Source organism: Streptomyces sp. NPDC026515 (genome assembly GCF_055567595.1).
The window spans coordinates 358,927-371,872 of sequence record NZ_JBVHQD010000004.1; the positions used below are offsets into that span (position 1 = coordinate 358,927).

Annotated in this window: 11 protein-coding genes, 1 tRNA gene and 4 pseudogenes; 7 read left to right on the forward strand and 9 right to left on the reverse strand. The window is 68.7% G+C overall.

What is annotated here, in order from left to right:
- Positions 1-4 precede the first annotated feature (4 nt).
- Both cobF and ACZ4O3_RS10090 read right to left on the reverse strand, forming a co-directional pair.
- Complete coding sequence (gene cobF / locus ACZ4O3_RS10085) at positions 5-787, reverse strand: precorrin-6A synthase (deacetylating) (RefSeq protein ID WP_467721843.1); 783 nt, start codon at positions 785-787, stop codon at positions 5-7.
- Between the two features lie 33 nt (positions 788-820).
- Positions 821-1,276 carry a DUF309 domain-containing protein gene (locus ACZ4O3_RS10090; protein WP_467721916.1) on the reverse strand — a complete coding sequence of 152 codons (456 nt, stop codon included), beginning with the start codon at positions 1,274-1,276 and terminating at the stop codon, positions 821-823.
- Between the two features lie 185 nt (positions 1,277-1,461).
- Here ACZ4O3_RS10090 and ACZ4O3_RS10095 point away from each other — a divergent pair.
- Together ACZ4O3_RS10095 and ACZ4O3_RS10100 are read left to right on the forward strand one after the other, a co-directional pair.
- Positions 1,462-1,535 (forward strand) — tRNA-Pro (locus ACZ4O3_RS10095).
- A gap of 178 nt (positions 1,536-1,713) precedes the next feature.
- Positions 1,714-1,881: pseudogene (locus ACZ4O3_RS10100) on the forward strand (IS4-like element ISSav1 family transposase); the annotation flags it as partial.
- Positions 1,882-2,085: 204 nt separating this feature from the next.
- On the opposite strand, the pseudogene ACZ4O3_RS10105 reads toward ACZ4O3_RS10100, so the two are convergent.
- Positions 2,086-2,424 (reverse strand): annotated as a pseudogene (locus ACZ4O3_RS10105) (alpha/beta fold hydrolase); the annotation flags it as partial.
- Positions 2,425-2,983: 559 nt separating this feature from the next.
- On the opposite strand from ACZ4O3_RS10105, the gene ACZ4O3_RS10110 reads away from it, so the two are divergent.
- Complete coding sequence (locus ACZ4O3_RS10110) at positions 2,984-3,931, forward strand: pyridoxamine 5'-phosphate oxidase family protein (protein WP_467721844.1); 948 nt, start codon at positions 2,984-2,986, stop codon at positions 3,929-3,931.
- On the opposite strand, the pseudogene ACZ4O3_RS10115 reads toward ACZ4O3_RS10110, so the two are convergent.
- A pseudogene (locus tag ACZ4O3_RS10115) lies at positions 3,928-4,743 on the reverse strand (NF041680 family putative transposase); the annotation flags it as partial. The gene ACZ4O3_RS10110 and the pseudogene ACZ4O3_RS10115 sit on opposite strands and share 4 nt — an antisense overlap.
- Positions 4,744-5,560: 817 nt before the next feature.
- On the opposite strand from ACZ4O3_RS10115, the gene ACZ4O3_RS10120 reads away from it, so the two are divergent.
- Positions 5,561-5,980, forward strand: a complete 420-nt coding sequence (locus tag ACZ4O3_RS10120) for a DUF1622 domain-containing protein (RefSeq protein ID WP_467721845.1) — start codon at positions 5,561-5,563, stop codon at positions 5,978-5,980.
- A gap of 721 nt (positions 5,981-6,701) precedes the next feature.
- Here the strand turns inward: ACZ4O3_RS10120 and ACZ4O3_RS10125 are convergent.
- The 4 genes from ACZ4O3_RS10125 to ACZ4O3_RS10140 all read right to left on the reverse strand — a co-directional run bounded on the left by ACZ4O3_RS10125 (position 6,702) and on the right by ACZ4O3_RS10140 (position 10,197).
- Positions 6,702-7,763 (reverse strand): CU044_5270 family protein, encoded by a 1,062-nt coding sequence (locus ACZ4O3_RS10125; protein WP_467721846.1) that lies wholly within the window; start codon positions 7,761-7,763, stop codon positions 6,702-6,704.
- On the reverse strand, positions 7,760-8,398 hold the full coding sequence (locus tag ACZ4O3_RS10130) for an RNA polymerase sigma factor (protein WP_362719519.1): 639 nt from the start codon (positions 8,396-8,398) through the stop codon (positions 7,760-7,762). The genes ACZ4O3_RS10125 and ACZ4O3_RS10130 overlap by 4 nt, the downstream gene beginning before the upstream one ends.
- A 605-nt stretch (positions 8,399-9,003) precedes the next feature.
- Positions 9,004-9,327 carry a hypothetical protein gene (locus ACZ4O3_RS10135; protein WP_467721847.1) on the reverse strand — a complete coding sequence of 108 codons (324 nt, stop codon included), beginning with the start codon at positions 9,325-9,327 and terminating at the stop codon, positions 9,004-9,006.
- Positions 9,328-9,762: 435 nt separating this feature from the next.
- Positions 9,763-10,197 carry an Rrf2 family transcriptional regulator gene (locus tag ACZ4O3_RS10140; protein ID WP_467721848.1) on the reverse strand — a complete coding sequence of 145 codons (435 nt, stop codon included), beginning with the start codon at positions 10,195-10,197 and terminating at the stop codon, positions 9,763-9,765.
- A 128-nt stretch (positions 10,198-10,325) separates the two neighbouring features.
- On the opposite strand from ACZ4O3_RS10140, the gene ACZ4O3_RS10145 reads away from it, so the two are divergent.
- Together ACZ4O3_RS10145 and ACZ4O3_RS10150 are read left to right on the forward strand one after the other, a co-directional pair.
- Positions 10,326-11,081: an SDR family NAD(P)-dependent oxidoreductase gene (locus ACZ4O3_RS10145; protein ID WP_362719510.1), complete on the forward strand. Its 756-nt coding sequence runs from the start codon at positions 10,326-10,328 to the stop codon at positions 11,079-11,081.
- 81 nt (positions 11,082-11,162) lie between these two features.
- Positions 11,163-11,303: pseudogene (locus ACZ4O3_RS10150) on the forward strand (IS3 family transposase); the annotation flags it as partial.
- 85 nt (positions 11,304-11,388) lie between these two features.
- On the opposite strand, the gene ACZ4O3_RS10155 reads toward ACZ4O3_RS10150, so the two are convergent.
- Positions 11,389-11,910, reverse strand: a complete 522-nt coding sequence (locus ACZ4O3_RS10155) for a hypothetical protein (RefSeq protein WP_467721849.1) — start codon at positions 11,908-11,910, stop codon at positions 11,389-11,391.
- 145 nt (positions 11,911-12,055) lie between these two features.
- Here ACZ4O3_RS10155 and ACZ4O3_RS10160 point away from each other — a divergent pair, with 145 nt between their 5' ends.
- Positions 12,056-12,937: an alpha/beta fold hydrolase gene (locus ACZ4O3_RS10160; protein WP_467721850.1), complete on the forward strand. Its 882-nt coding sequence runs from the start codon at positions 12,056-12,058 to the stop codon at positions 12,935-12,937.
- Positions 12,938-12,946: the final 9 nt, after the last annotated feature.

Below are 12,946 nucleotides of genomic sequence, written 5' to 3' on the forward strand. Positions count from 1 at the left end.
CCGCTCAGCCCTCCGGCGCGGCCTCCGGGTGGCGGCGCAGCAGATAGGTGTCCATGATCCAGCCCTTGCGCTCGCGCGCCTCGGCCCGCAACCGCTCGATCCGCGGACCGGCCTCGGCGATCGGACCGGAGACCAGGATCTCGTCGGGTGTGCCGATGTAGGCGCCCCAGTAGATGTCGATGTCCTGGTCCGCGTACCGCCGGAAGGCCTGGTGGGCGTCCAGCATCACGACCACGTCGTCCACGTCCTGCGGGAGCCCCGCGGCGAGCCGCCGCCCGGTGGTGATCTGCACCGGCCGGGCCACCCGGTTCAGCCCCGTGCGATGCCGCGCCATCAGCGCCGAGACACTGCTGATGCCCGGCACCACGTCGTACTCGAACGCCACCGCGCCGCGGGCCAGCACCTCTTCGAGGATCGCCAGCGTGCTGTCGTACAGCGAGGGATCGCCCCACACCAGGAAGGCGCCGGTCTGCTCCGCGCCCAGTTCCCCGCGGATCAGCTGTTCGTAGATGTCCGCGCGGGCGCTGCGCCAGTCCCCGACGGCCGGCGAGTACGCCCCGCCGTCGGCGGCCCGGTCCCGGTCCGGGTCCCGGGCCTCGACCAGCCGGTAGCCGCGGTCGGGCAGGTGCGTGTCGAGCATGTCCCGGCGCAGCCGGGTGAGGTCGCTCTTGACCTCGCCCTTGTCGAGCAGGAAGAACACGTCCGTGCTCCGCAGCGCCCGGACCGCCTGGAGGGTGAGCTGGTCGGGGTCGCCCGCGCCGATACCGATGACATGAATCTTTCGCACGCCCCGAGTCTGCCGTATGCCACTGGCGACGGATCACTCCCGGTACGGCCCGGTGCCGCGCAACCGCGGCGCCTCGGCCCCGGCCCCGACGGTCCCGGAATCCTTCTCGTCCTTCTCCACCCGCCCGGCCAGCTCCCGCGCCCACGCGGCGAGCCCGTCGAGATCCATCCCGTACGGGCGCCGGACCCCGCTGCCGGACGACCACTCCTCGACCGCGCCCGCGCCGCGCCGCAGCAGCCGCGCGCCACCGGTCACGTTCCCCCGGGCCGCGTGCGTGAGCCCGACGGCCAGCTGGGCCAGCCCCCGCCACAGCGCCCGCTCCGCCTCGGGCCCCGACTTCCAGGCGTCCTCGAACACCTCGTGCGCATGGAAGGGCTTCCCGGCGTCCAGCAGCGCCTGCGCTTCGGCGACGGTCTCCTCCGGGGCCCGTACGACTCCCTCGGCCTGCCGCTCGACGCCCGGAACGCCGTACGGCAGCGGCCGCCCCAGCCCGTCCCGCGGCCGGGCGCTGCGCGCCCGCCCCTCGGCGTCCCGGTCCCGTGCTCCTGATCCGGCGTTTCCCGTACGGCCCATACGACGATTGTCCCCCGCCCTACGTCCTCTTTCGGTCCGCCCGGGGAGGTGGGGTAAAGTGCTGTCCGCGTGATCACGCGGGTCACCGCGAGTGAGGGCACCGGGACGTGGCGCAGCTTGGTAGCGCACTTGACTGGGGGTCAAGGGGTCGCAGGTTCAAATCCTGTCGTCCCGACTGGAGACAGTGGCAGGTCTGGGTCGGTTTCGGAGGCATCCGAAACCGGCCCTTGATCATTGTTGGTGACCAGTCGGGGACCGGCGTCCTTGACCGGGGCCAGCGGGTTACGACGAGCGGGCTCGGCAGCGAGCGAGGACGCTGAGGTGTGCGGAGAGCGCCGCCCCGGCGGCCGTGACTCGACGGGACCCGGCTGAGGATCATCGACGCGCACATCTTGGTGACGACCGCAAAAGGGCTGCAGCTGGAAGGCCACTGCCGGTTGGCCACCACACTGACCGATCATCGACGCCACCCCGCCGCCGAACTGGTGGAGCTCCATCACGAACGACGGGAGATCGAGTCGACTGGCTCCACGCCCTTCCGAACCGAGGCTGAGGCAGCAGCGTTCCGTCCCTGCGAGCAGCGCTGCCCCGACCGGAGCCGCGGAACCCGGTGCACACCCGACGCGACAGTCAGGCCCTCAACCTGCCCCGACTCCGAAAATCCCACCAATACTCACCACAGAGGGTCCATCAGCAAGCTGACGGACCCTCGTACAGGAGGGGCTGAGGGCCAGCCGCCACCCGATGGGTGCCCCGAAGTCGTGCACGTAGCTGGAGAAGCGCTTGATGCCCAGCTGGTCGAGCAGCCCCCAGTAATATTGGCCAGGTTGTCGAAGGTGTAGTCGATCTTCATGGCTCGGGCATGGAGGACTGGCCGTAGCCGATGTGATCGGTAGCGATCACACGATACCGGTCGGCCAGTGCCGGATGAGATGACGGAACATGTCTGAGCTGCTGGGAAATCCATGCAGCAGCAGGACGACCGGTGCTTCAGTGGGTCCAGCCTCGCGGTAGAAGACCTCTTGGCCGTTAACGGTCGCTGTTTTGTGGCGCATGGGGAGCATGACGACCTCCTGGGATCTTCGGGCGCGGAATATGCGTCAAATCCGCCCGCGTGTAACCCCTTTCGCTGCGATGACAGGCAGGGGTGGTCACCTGCTCAGGCTCAGGAGTGTTTTCCCCTCGGCGGCGTGGCGCCTCGAGACGGATGGCGTCGGGCGCAACGTGTTCACGCTAGACCCGCCCCCCGCGACAGCAACACAGAGACGGATAGATGCGACCTTTCGGATTTTCTCTGCAGCTGGTGAAACGGGAATGGCGGACGCATTAAGGCATGAGGAGGTTGCGTAGGGTCACCGTCCCGCTCTGCGGAGCGCATCTAGGCGGTCTGCACAGCGCCAAATCGGGTGGGCCCGAATTTCAAATATGCACGTTCACCTGTCACTGCGCCACCTCGCGATGGCTGCGGGTCTACGCTGGAATGAACCGTCCGCTCCCACTCATCGGATCGTCGGCCGTGCGGGTAGCCGGCTCTAGCGTGGTCATACGCGGCATGAAGAAATTCTTCTTCCGGGCGTATGCCGGTGCTGCCTGAAGGCGCTGACAGCAGTTAGGAATGCCACCATGCGCAACAGCAGCTCCCATCTGGCCTCCTACCATAAGGGTGAGTTGGCCGCTCAGGACCGCGCAGGATTCCGTGAACACGCCGATCGCCTGCGCCCGATCATCAGTGACAGACTTCCTCGTGGTGCCCGCGACTACCTTGCCGATCTGCGGTTCCTGGTTGTCGGAGCAAGTGCACCGGACGGTCAAATGTGGGCGTCCATGGTGTACGGGCAGCCGGGATTCCTCCAGGTGCCTGGCCCTCGTGAGGTGCTCATCGGAGCGCGCCTTTTGGATGGCGACCCGCTGGCGGCGGTCTTGGCGGCACCTGCACTTGTGGGCACTCTTGCCATCGACTTGAAAAACCGTCGACGACTGAGGATCAACGGTCGGACCGTGCCGGCGGCAGGTGGACTCAGACTTTCAGTGGACCAGGCATACGGCAATTGCCCCAAATACATCCAGAGCCGTGAACCGCAGGAGGCAGTACCTGCGCCCGGGAAGCCCCAGGTGTCGCAGAGCAGCGAACTGCTCCCGGAGCAGCGCCGGATGATTGACACCGCGGACACGTTCTTCATTGCCTCCGCTTCCCCGGCGGGTGACGCCGATGCCTCCCATCGCGGCGGCAACCCCGGCTTCGTCAGCAGCCTGTCCCCACAACGGGTCCAATGGCCCGAATACGAAGGGAACACGATGCTGATGACCCTGGGAAATCTCACCGTCAACCCGGCCGCGGGTCTGTTGTTCATCGACTGGAAGGCCGGCAGAGCCTTGCACCTGACAGGTACGGCGGTGATCGACTGGAGTGCGGACACCGCCGCTGAATTCCCCGGCGCGGAGAGAACGGTGGAGTTCCAGGTGGCCAAGGTCGTCCAGATCGACCACCCGGACGGCGCCCTGGTCTGGTCCGCGCCGCAGTATTCACGGTTCAACCCGCCGGTGGCGCCGGCAACCCCAGGGGGCCCTTAGAGTCGGTTTCGTTCGGTGATGCCTTCGGGGCGTTTGGCGGTCTTGCCGACGTCATAGCGGGTGGCGGGGCGTCGATTCTTCGGTCCAACCGGTCTGACTGGTCCGGATGTTGATGGTTTCGGTGCGCGAGCCGGATTGCGCAGGTGCGGGCGGATGTTCCTGAACCCGCGGCGGACGCGGGCCGGGGTGAGCCGGGCGGCCTCGGCAGGCTTCTCCCAGGGGCGGCGCGGGTCCGCGGCCTCGCGGGTGAGACGGAGCTGAGTGTGAGCGGCGACCACGATCCAGGTCGACCGGTCGGCGGCGTGGGGGGTGCGCAGTTCGGAGCGGGTCCAGCCGAGTGTCTGCTTGGCGAAGCGGAAGGTGTGCTCCAGGTCGAAGCGGCGGAGGAATGCCTGCCGGCGCAGGTCGACGTCCCTGCTGGTCATGCCCGTGCGGGAGGACCGGAGCCAGACGGGCGGCGGGTCCTGTCCGCCGGGCAGGTGGTCGACTTGGAGGCGGCTCACCGTGCCCTCGACGACAGGAAGCTCGTCGGTGCGGTCGATCCGTGCGGAGCGGGTGGTCAGTTTCGGGTGGAGGCGGTCGAACGCCATGGTCTGCGCGATGCCGTAGCTGCCGGTCACGGTCGTGGTCGCCACATCCGGTTCGCCCCAGGACTCCGAGTGGGCGAAGCGGAACTCCTTGCCGTGCTTCGGCGGGCGTCCGCCCTGGCGGGGCAGAATCCAGGTGTCAGGCACGGGCCGGCGCAGCACGCGGTCGGCACGCATCCGCCCCGGCACTTCCACGGGCAGGCCGGCCAGGAGATAGGCCATGCGGACCTCGAACAGGGTGTCACCGCGTCGGGTCAGGCAGGCGTGGCGGTCTTCCCGGAAGTGTGACGTGAAGTCGAGTGCTTCGTGCCGTGCGTCGCAGTGCAGCAGACTCACCCCTGTGGCCTTCGGACGAGTGCGGTTCGGTGACAGAACGCATCCTCGTGCGGAGGCCGTCCGCCTGTCCGGCAAAGGTCCAGGTGAGTGACGGTGTCCTACTCGATGTTCGAGTCCGGACCATAAAGAACAAGTTCAGAGCCCGTTCCACCGGGCCGCTGCGGAACGCCCCGTGATGGGGCAAAGTGGAGAGGAAGGCCGAATGGCCGGGACGGCGCCCCTCAGGTCACACACCCCGAAGGTGAGCAGGGCACTTGAGTGATGTCGCCCGGGGTCGGCAAAACCGCACCGGAAGAGACCTCGCGTCACCGGACCGGAATGCCTTTCGGAAGGGCATCCGCTGTACCGAATATGTGTCATACCGGTGGTGGGTCCTCGCGTGAGGAGCGGCGGGTGGAAAACAAGAAGATCGACACGGCGGTTGTGTTCACCGACCCACAGAACGACGTGCTGAGCGAAGACGGAGTGAACTGGACGTGGTGGGAGCGAGGGTCACAGATAACAGGACCATCGAGGATATTATGCGTCACCTCATTGCGGAGTGGATTTGAGGTAGCTGTGGTCAGGGTTGCAGCAGCTGGACCCCGGAATAGCGATCGCGTCCGCCCGATAGTCAGGCTTTCAGTAGGCGCCGTTGACGGTGCCGTTTTACTGCGTGGGGGAGTGCTGTGGAGACAACAGCAGCCCGACAGGTGCTCGGGACGAAGTGCAGATAGCAACAGAGGTTGCGGACCACAAAGGAGCGGATTCGGGTCGGTGTGAGAGGGATACTGTGGAGTTCCAACCCATCGTGGAGCTGGTCGGTCGGGGCGTTGACGCCGCGGGCGTAGCCATTATGGTCGTGGGGTCGCTCTTGGCGACCGTTATCGCGGGTATCCGACTCAATCGCCGACAGGCGGGTGTGTACCGCGGCTATCGCCGTCGCGTCGGGCGGTCGATCCTGCTGGGGCTGGAGTTTCTCGTAGCCGGCGATATCATCCGTACAGTCGCCGTCGCACCGACGTACAAAAACGTCGGAGTGCTGGCCGTGATCGTGGGCATCCGCACCTTCCTCAGCTTCTCTCTCGAGCTCGAGATCACCGGGCGGTGGCCATGGCAAAAGCCAGTGGCCGAAGCCGAGGACTGACCCCTGTCCTGGGGCCTTGACCCTTGATGGGTCCGGGCGGCCGGCGCGAGCCGGCCGCGGGGACGCCGGGCGGAGGTGCCGACCGAGCCGACGACACCCTTGGAGGCTGAGAACGCCGCCCTGCGCAAGAAGATCCGCGAGCCGGAGGAGGAACGCGAGATTCTGCGCAAGGCGGCGAAGTATTTCGCCGGGGAGACGTGCTGGTGAACCGCTTCCAGTTCGTTGCCGACCACCACCGCCGCTACGGCGTGAAGCGGCTGTGCGTCATCCTGGGCATCGCCCGCCTCGCGGGCCTCCGGCAGACCGAGCACCGACGGCACCAGCCACCTCCACAAGCGAGACGAACGGACGAACCACGCCCATCTCTCGCGCCGCAAACCGGAGTTCATGCCCACTCAGCCCGAACCAAACGATCACGTTCGGAAAGCGGATGGTGTCTAAGCCCAACCATCAGACCGCTAATTCGGGCATGACCACCGGGACCGGCTCACCGCTCCTCATGGCTCGACCACGACGGTGAACCACCCATGGTGCAAGGCTGTTGATCCGGCCGAGGGCGAGGCCGAGCATCTGTCGACGGACGAGCCCTTGCCGCCCTGTCAGACGATGTCGCCTCCGCTCAGGCCCGACCGTATGGGTGCCAGGCTGGTGGTGGTGGGGGGACGGATCCGCCCGACCGCTGAGTGATGGTCGGCAGCCGGGCGGTTGGGTGGTGTGCGGGTCAGGCGCGGGCGCCTGCAGGCAGGTCACCCATCTTGTTCACGACGGCGCGGGAGAGGATCGCGCTGGTGCCGGTGAGCATGCCTGCCTTGCCCATCGAGGTGTCCTTGATGAGGTAGCTGCGCTCGCCGAGGAACAGGTGGGTGTTGCGGTCGAAGATGTACTCGGTGCGTTCGCCGTTGGAGACGTGGGCGATGGCTTCGCCATGGCGGCCGGCCGCGTCGGTGGCGTCCTTGACGAGGACGACGCCGGGGATCTTCGCGGCGGACCGCCAGATCGCGGAGGCCACGTCACCGGGCACGATCGACTCGGACACGGTCTCGCCGATCCAGTTGAACGCGGCGGCGTCCTTGCCCGGAGCCTCGCCGCGGGTGGCGGAGTAGATCTGCTTCAGCAGCGCGTCGGGGTTCGTCGACAGCGACGCGATCTGCGGGACGGTGCCCGGCCTGGCGGGCTGCGACTGTGTGCCGGGCTTGACCACACCCGTGCCGCTGTTGTGGATGGTGATGTTCTTGCCGCCCTCGTGGATGAGGCCGTCCTTGGAGGGGTCGGCGGCCAGCCACACTTCGCGCTGGTGGACGGCGTCGAGTTTGGCCGCGCCGCCGATGGTGCGCTGCTTGACCTGGTGGGTGAAGCCGACCTTGCTTTCGACGTAGATGAACTGGTGGGCGCCGACGGTCGGGGTCTTCTGCCTGCTGGCCGCGTCCGCGACCTGGCTGAGGAAGGCGGTGGCGCCGCGGGCGGAGGCGGGCTGCACGGTGATGACCGAGGCCATGGCCACACTGTCGTCGGCGGGGGTCGCGCCGGAGCCGGTGACGCTGACGGCGACGGCTGCGGCGACAGCCAGGGCCGCGACCGGCGCGGCTATCAGGCTCCAGCGCGGCATACCGCGCTTCGCGGCGGGAGACGGCTGCGTCTGCGCGCCGGTCTGGGTGACTTCCTGCATCAGATATTCCTCAAGACGTTGAGACCGGGCGGGAGAGAGACCTGGTGTGCCGGGGCGCGGCAGCAGGTGCGACAGCTCCTGGCGCTCGGCCTCGTCACCATGCTTCGGAGCGTTCATCGGGCTTTCTCCTGTATCGACCGGACCGCGGGTCTGCGGTCGCCCTGTATCTGTCGGACGGGCGCAGGGGGTTCCACTCTTTTTTCCACGCGCTTCAGTTCCTGCTCGGTCAGTTTGAGCAGACGCCCCCGTGCGCGTGACAGGCGGGAGCGGACGGTACCGACCGGGATGCCCAGGGCCTGGGCCGCCGCGGCGTAGCTGAGGTCGGACCAGACGCACAGCATGAACACGTCGCGGTCCCCGCGGCGCAGCCTGGCCACCGCCGCTCTGGCGGCCGCGAGCCTTTCGCTGTCGTCGATGCGAGCGGCGACTTCGTCGGCAATATCCGGGACGGTCTCGGGTGTGGGGAAGCGGGTCAGGGTCTGCTGGTGTCTGCGCGCTGCGCGTCCGCGGTTGCGCAGGACGTTGGTGGCGATGCCATAGACCCAGGGGCGGAGGCTCTCGTCGCCCTGCTCCAGCCGCCCTCGCAGACGCCACACCTCCAGGAACGTCAATGACACCGCGTCCTCGGCGGCCGACCAGTCTCCCGTGGCGCGGTAGGCGTGCGCGTAGATCGCCTGGCCCAGTTCCTGGTACAGCTGGCGGAAGGCTTCTGGATCGTCGGCTCGCAGACGAGCTCGCAAGGATTGCTTCACGCAGGTACCTGTCGGATACGCGGGGCCGGTTCCCGTGAGGTGGATCACAGTCGGATGAGGCACAGGAGGATTTCGGCATCCCGGTGGTTCTTCTCGATCAGAGGCCTCACGCGCCCCATTGCCGCCGACCTCGGTGGCAGCACCACGATATGTCGTTGAAGTGTAAACTACCTGCCTGGGTGTCCGCCTGTGCACCCTCGCCGAGCTTGTCCGTCCGTACCCCCGGCGCGGCCCGTGGTCTCTGCCCCACGTCACGAAGCACCGACCGCTTGAAGCGGGGCCTGAGTGTCCACTCCCGTGCGGCCCGCGCGAGCGGTGTGTGCCGACCGCGCAAAGCCGTCACCGGGCGCGGTCGCCCGGTGGAGGCGACGCTGGAGTGGAACTCGGCCCGGCCGCCGGCGGAGTCGCCGAGCAGGCCCCCTCTGGCCCAGGCAGCCCTCGCGCACGCGCCGGGCGCGGGCTGTCATCGGTTCCGTGGCTTTCGGAGGGGCCGTCCGTACTGCTCGGCTCACCCGCGGTCCGCCCGACTGCACCCCCTGGCATCTCCGCCAGGCACCATGAGCGAACCACCGGTCAGCCGAAACGACCCGCGCACGACTGGAGCGTCAGGCACAGCTCTGAGCCCGGTACGTCTCCGACGGCGTGGCCGGACCTCGCTGGCGGTCGGTGGGGTAGCTGGGCACCACATGCCACAGCAGGGAAAGCGGCACCCCTCGTGACAATGGCCGTCGTGGCGGAGTGGACGAGATCCGCGACGCCTGGACCGGCGAACGCCGCGCCCACCACCGCGTGCCGCTGGCTCGGTCGATGACGAGTTCGGCGCGCCCGAGATGGTCCTCACGCGTCACGTACGTGCCGGCGAGGGCGGCCATGTCGTACTCGGCCGTGGCCACGTCGAGCCCCGCTTCGGGGGCCCGTCGCCCGGTCATGCCGGGACGCCGCGTTCGGTCCTGACGGCGGGATCACGGGCGCGGGCAGCGGGACGGGTCGCTGCCATCTCGACCTGGAGATTGAGGAAGCCCTGATCGCAGCCTGGCACTGGAAGGGGTGCGCTCCGCGCTGGCCGGGGCCGGCGCGCTGGAGTACGCGACGTCCAACGTGAGCGACTGGTCACGCGGCGGCTGATCGTCCGCCCCGGCGGAGGCCTGGGCGGCGAGCACGTCGGGGTGGCGGGCGTTCTCGATCGTGTTGGCCACCCACCCGCACCGGCACGCAAGCGGTCCTCATCACAGGACCCCGACCCGCAGACCCGTGACGCAACACGCCCTGGTACTGCAAGCGTCTTTGGCGTGACCGGTTGCCGGGCTGTTCGCCGGCCTGGGCATGGATGGGGATCTTGGTGGTGTCAGGGCGTTACGGGGAGGCTAGCGAGGTGCCGCGAGTGCGTCCCGGAGTACGTTCTCGAGCGTGACGCGGGCCAGCTCGTGTCTCAGGGTCTCCTCGATGCCCTCGTAGACGCCCCGCATCGCCGGCTGGATGCCATAACCCACCACGCATCCGTGGTCCGGGGCGGTGCGGTGCATCGCGAACAGCGGGCCGGGTTCCACTGCCTCGTACACGTCGAGCAGGGTCATCGAGCCCAGCTCGCGCGCCAGCGACCAGCCCGCGCCCACACCCCGCCGGGACTCTACGAGCCCGGCCCTGCGCAGTTCGCCGAGCAGCCGCCTGATCACCACGGGGTTGGTGTTCGCGCTCGTCGCGATCTGCTCGGAGGTGGCGACCTCATGGCCCTGGCGCTGGTAGAGACCGATCCAGGCCAGCGCGTGGGCGGCAAGGGTCAACCTGCTGTTGGCACTCATGAACTCCTCCTCCCGGCCGCAACACTTTACGTCACGACGGCACAGTCGTAACAGCGATAGTTGCAACCAGGTGTCGTAACAATTAATGTTACGACTATCGGGGAAGATCGATCAACGAGGTGAGAAGAATGAGCAAGCCACTCACGGGCAAGGTGGCCCTGGTCACCGGGGGGTCGCGCGGACTGGGAGCCGCGACCGTACGACTGCTGGCCGAGCAGGGCGCCGACGTCGCCTTCACCTATGTCAGCTCCGAGAAGCAGGCGCAGGCCGTCGTCGACGATGTGCGCCTCAAGGGAGCGAAGGCCATCGCCTTCAGGTCCGACCAGGCAGACATGAGCCAGGCGCCGGCGCTGATCGACGACGTGGTCGCGCACTTCGGCGGCCTGGACATCCTCGTCAACAACGCGGCGATCTCGGTGGAGCAGGGCCGCACGGTGGACGACCCGGACGCCGACACCGCCGCACTGGACCGGATGCACGCCACCAACTACCTCGGCGTGATCGCCGTCATCCGGGCCGCCTCCCGAGTGCTGCGCGCGGGCGGCCGCATCATTACGGTGAGTTCCGGCCTGGGCTCCCGGGTCGGCGTCCCGGGCCTTGCCGACTACTCGGCGACCAAGTCAGGGATCGAGAGGTACACCATGGGGGTCGCACGGGACCTCGGGCCCCGGGACATCACGGCCAACGTGGTGGAAGCCGGACTGATGGAGGGCGGCATGGAAGGGCCGGACGCCGAGACCGTCAAGGCCCTGGTCAGCTCGCTGTCCCTGCAACGCGTGGGTCACCCCGAAGAAATCGCCGCGGCGATCGCCTTTCTGGCGAGCCCCGCCGCGTCGTACGTCACGGGCGCGGTGCTGGACGCCCACGGTGGCTACAACGCCTGAACCGGAACCCCTGCCGCGCGCGCCCCGAAGGGAATCCTGTCTTCGGGGCGCGCACCGCCAGCGATCCGCGTGTGCGTGCACACGCCTCAAGAAGCCCGGATCGCGATCGTGACCTGGATCGAGCGGACCTACCACCGGCGCCGCGGCCAAGCCTCACTCGGCCGGCTGACCCCCATCGCATTCGAAACCGTCATGACCACGCCGGCCCTTCAGGCCGCGTGACCGAACCTGTCACCTGGCGCCCAGGTCACATGCACGGACCACTGGTCTCCAGGCGGCTTCTCGCGTTCCCGGCGCGCGCCGACCGTCAGCAGTATTCCTCGCCCCCGTCCCGCCCGGCGCCGATCGACACCGAGTAGGCGAAGCCCGTGCCGGTCTCGGGCTCGGGGGAGAAGCCGGTGGGACGCAGGTCCACGTCGAGCAGGAGATGCCGGCCCTGCTCGGTCCTGGTCCAGCACGTCTCCGACACCCTGGCGGCTGTCCGCCGGACGAGCCAGCCGGCCGCGGCGGCTGTCTTCGTGTAGTGCGCGAGGACGTCGTCGGGGCCGCCCGAGAAAGCGTACAGGCGGTCCGCGTGCAGCCAGGGTGGTCCGCTGCTGTCGTCGTCGCATCCGGTGGTCACGCCCACCCCGCGGTAGTTGGCGGGTGCCGAGGCGCCGGTCGGGGCCGAGGCGAGCAGCGGCTGCCCGGCCAGCCGCCGGAGTTCGGCGGCCGTGCCGTGGCAGCCGTCCTCGCCGACGACGGAACAGGCGCCGGCGAAGGCCGCCGGCAGCAGCAGGGCGGTCGCCAGCAGGAAGCAGCGGCCGACGGACGGTGCGGTGGGGGACAACAGCGCTCCTGGGATCAGCGGACCGGGCGGGCCGGCACCCGCTGATTATCGTCCGGCCGCGCGTTGCGCGGGGCCGGTTCCGCGGGCACGGCGGCGACGGGCAATCCGGGTGCGCCCGACCGGCCGGACCTGGCAGGATCCGGGTATGCCGATCGCCGACGTGTCGCCCGGAGTGTCCATCGCCTACGACGATTTCGGTGACCCCGGGGACCCGGCGGTGCTGCTCGTGATGGGCTTCGGTGCCCAGATGATCGCCTGGCACGAGGACTTCTGCCGCGAGCTGGCCGGCCGCGGCCGCCATGTGATCCGGTACGACAACCGGGACAGCGGTCTGTCCACCAAGTTCGACGACCACCCGGTCGACATCGGCCGGTTCCTCGCCGCGGTGAGCTCGGGAGACATCCCCGGTGCCCTCGCGATGGTCCCCTACGGTCTGGCGGACATGGCCGAGGACGGACTGGGCCTGCTCACCGCGCTCGGTATCGAACGCGCGCACGTGGTCGGAGCGTCGATGGGCGGAATGATCGCCCAGACGATGGCCATCTCCCGGCCGGAGCGGGTGCTCACGCTGACCTCGATGATGTCCTCGACCGGCGAGAGCGAATACGGTCGCGCGACTCCCGAGGCGCAGGCGGTGCTGCTCAGTCCGAAGCCCCGGGACCGCGAGGGGTACATCGCCGCCGCGGAGCGGGACCTCGTGTGGGCGTCCAGGCGCTACGGCGACCCCGCGCTCGTGCGGGAGCTGGCCGCGGACAGCTACGACCGCGCGTACTACCCCGCGGGCGTGGGACGTCAGCTCGGCGCGATCATCCTCGGCGGTTCGCGTGCGGAGGCACTCCGCGGACTCCGGGTGCCGACGCTGGTGATCCACGGCCTGGACGACACCCTGATCGACGTCAGCGGCGGCCGGCGCACCGCGGACCTGGTCCCCGATGCCGAACTCCTCCTCATCCCCGACATGGGCCACGACCGCCCGCGTGAACTCTGGCCCGAGATCATCGACGCCGTCGCGGCCCATACCGGATGAGGTGACAGC

Bases quoted from the DNA above. Each gene is read 5' to 3' on its own strand.
- ACZ4O3_RS10135 (WP_467721847.1), bottom strand. From the start codon at position 9,327: ATGACCGGGCGACGGGCCCCCGAAGCGGGGCTCGACGTGGCCACGGCC.
- ACZ4O3_RS10160 (WP_467721850.1), top strand. From the start codon at position 12,056: ATGCCGATCGCCGACGTGTCGCCCGGAGTGTCCATCGCCTACGACGAT.
- ACZ4O3_RS10140 (WP_467721848.1), bottom strand. From the start codon at position 10,197: ATGAGTGCCAACAGCAGGTTGACCCTTGCCGCCCACGCGCTGGCCTGG.
- ACZ4O3_RS10145 (WP_362719510.1), top strand. From the start codon at position 10,326: ATGAGCAAGCCACTCACGGGCAAGGTGGCCCTGGTCACCGGGGGGTCG.
- ACZ4O3_RS10125 (WP_467721846.1), bottom strand. From the start codon at position 7,763: ATGAACGCTCCGAAGCATGGTGACGAGGCCGAGCGCCAGGAGCTGTCG.
- ACZ4O3_RS10110 (WP_467721844.1), top strand. From the start codon at position 2,984: ATGCGCAACAGCAGCTCCCATCTGGCCTCCTACCATAAGGGTGAGTTG.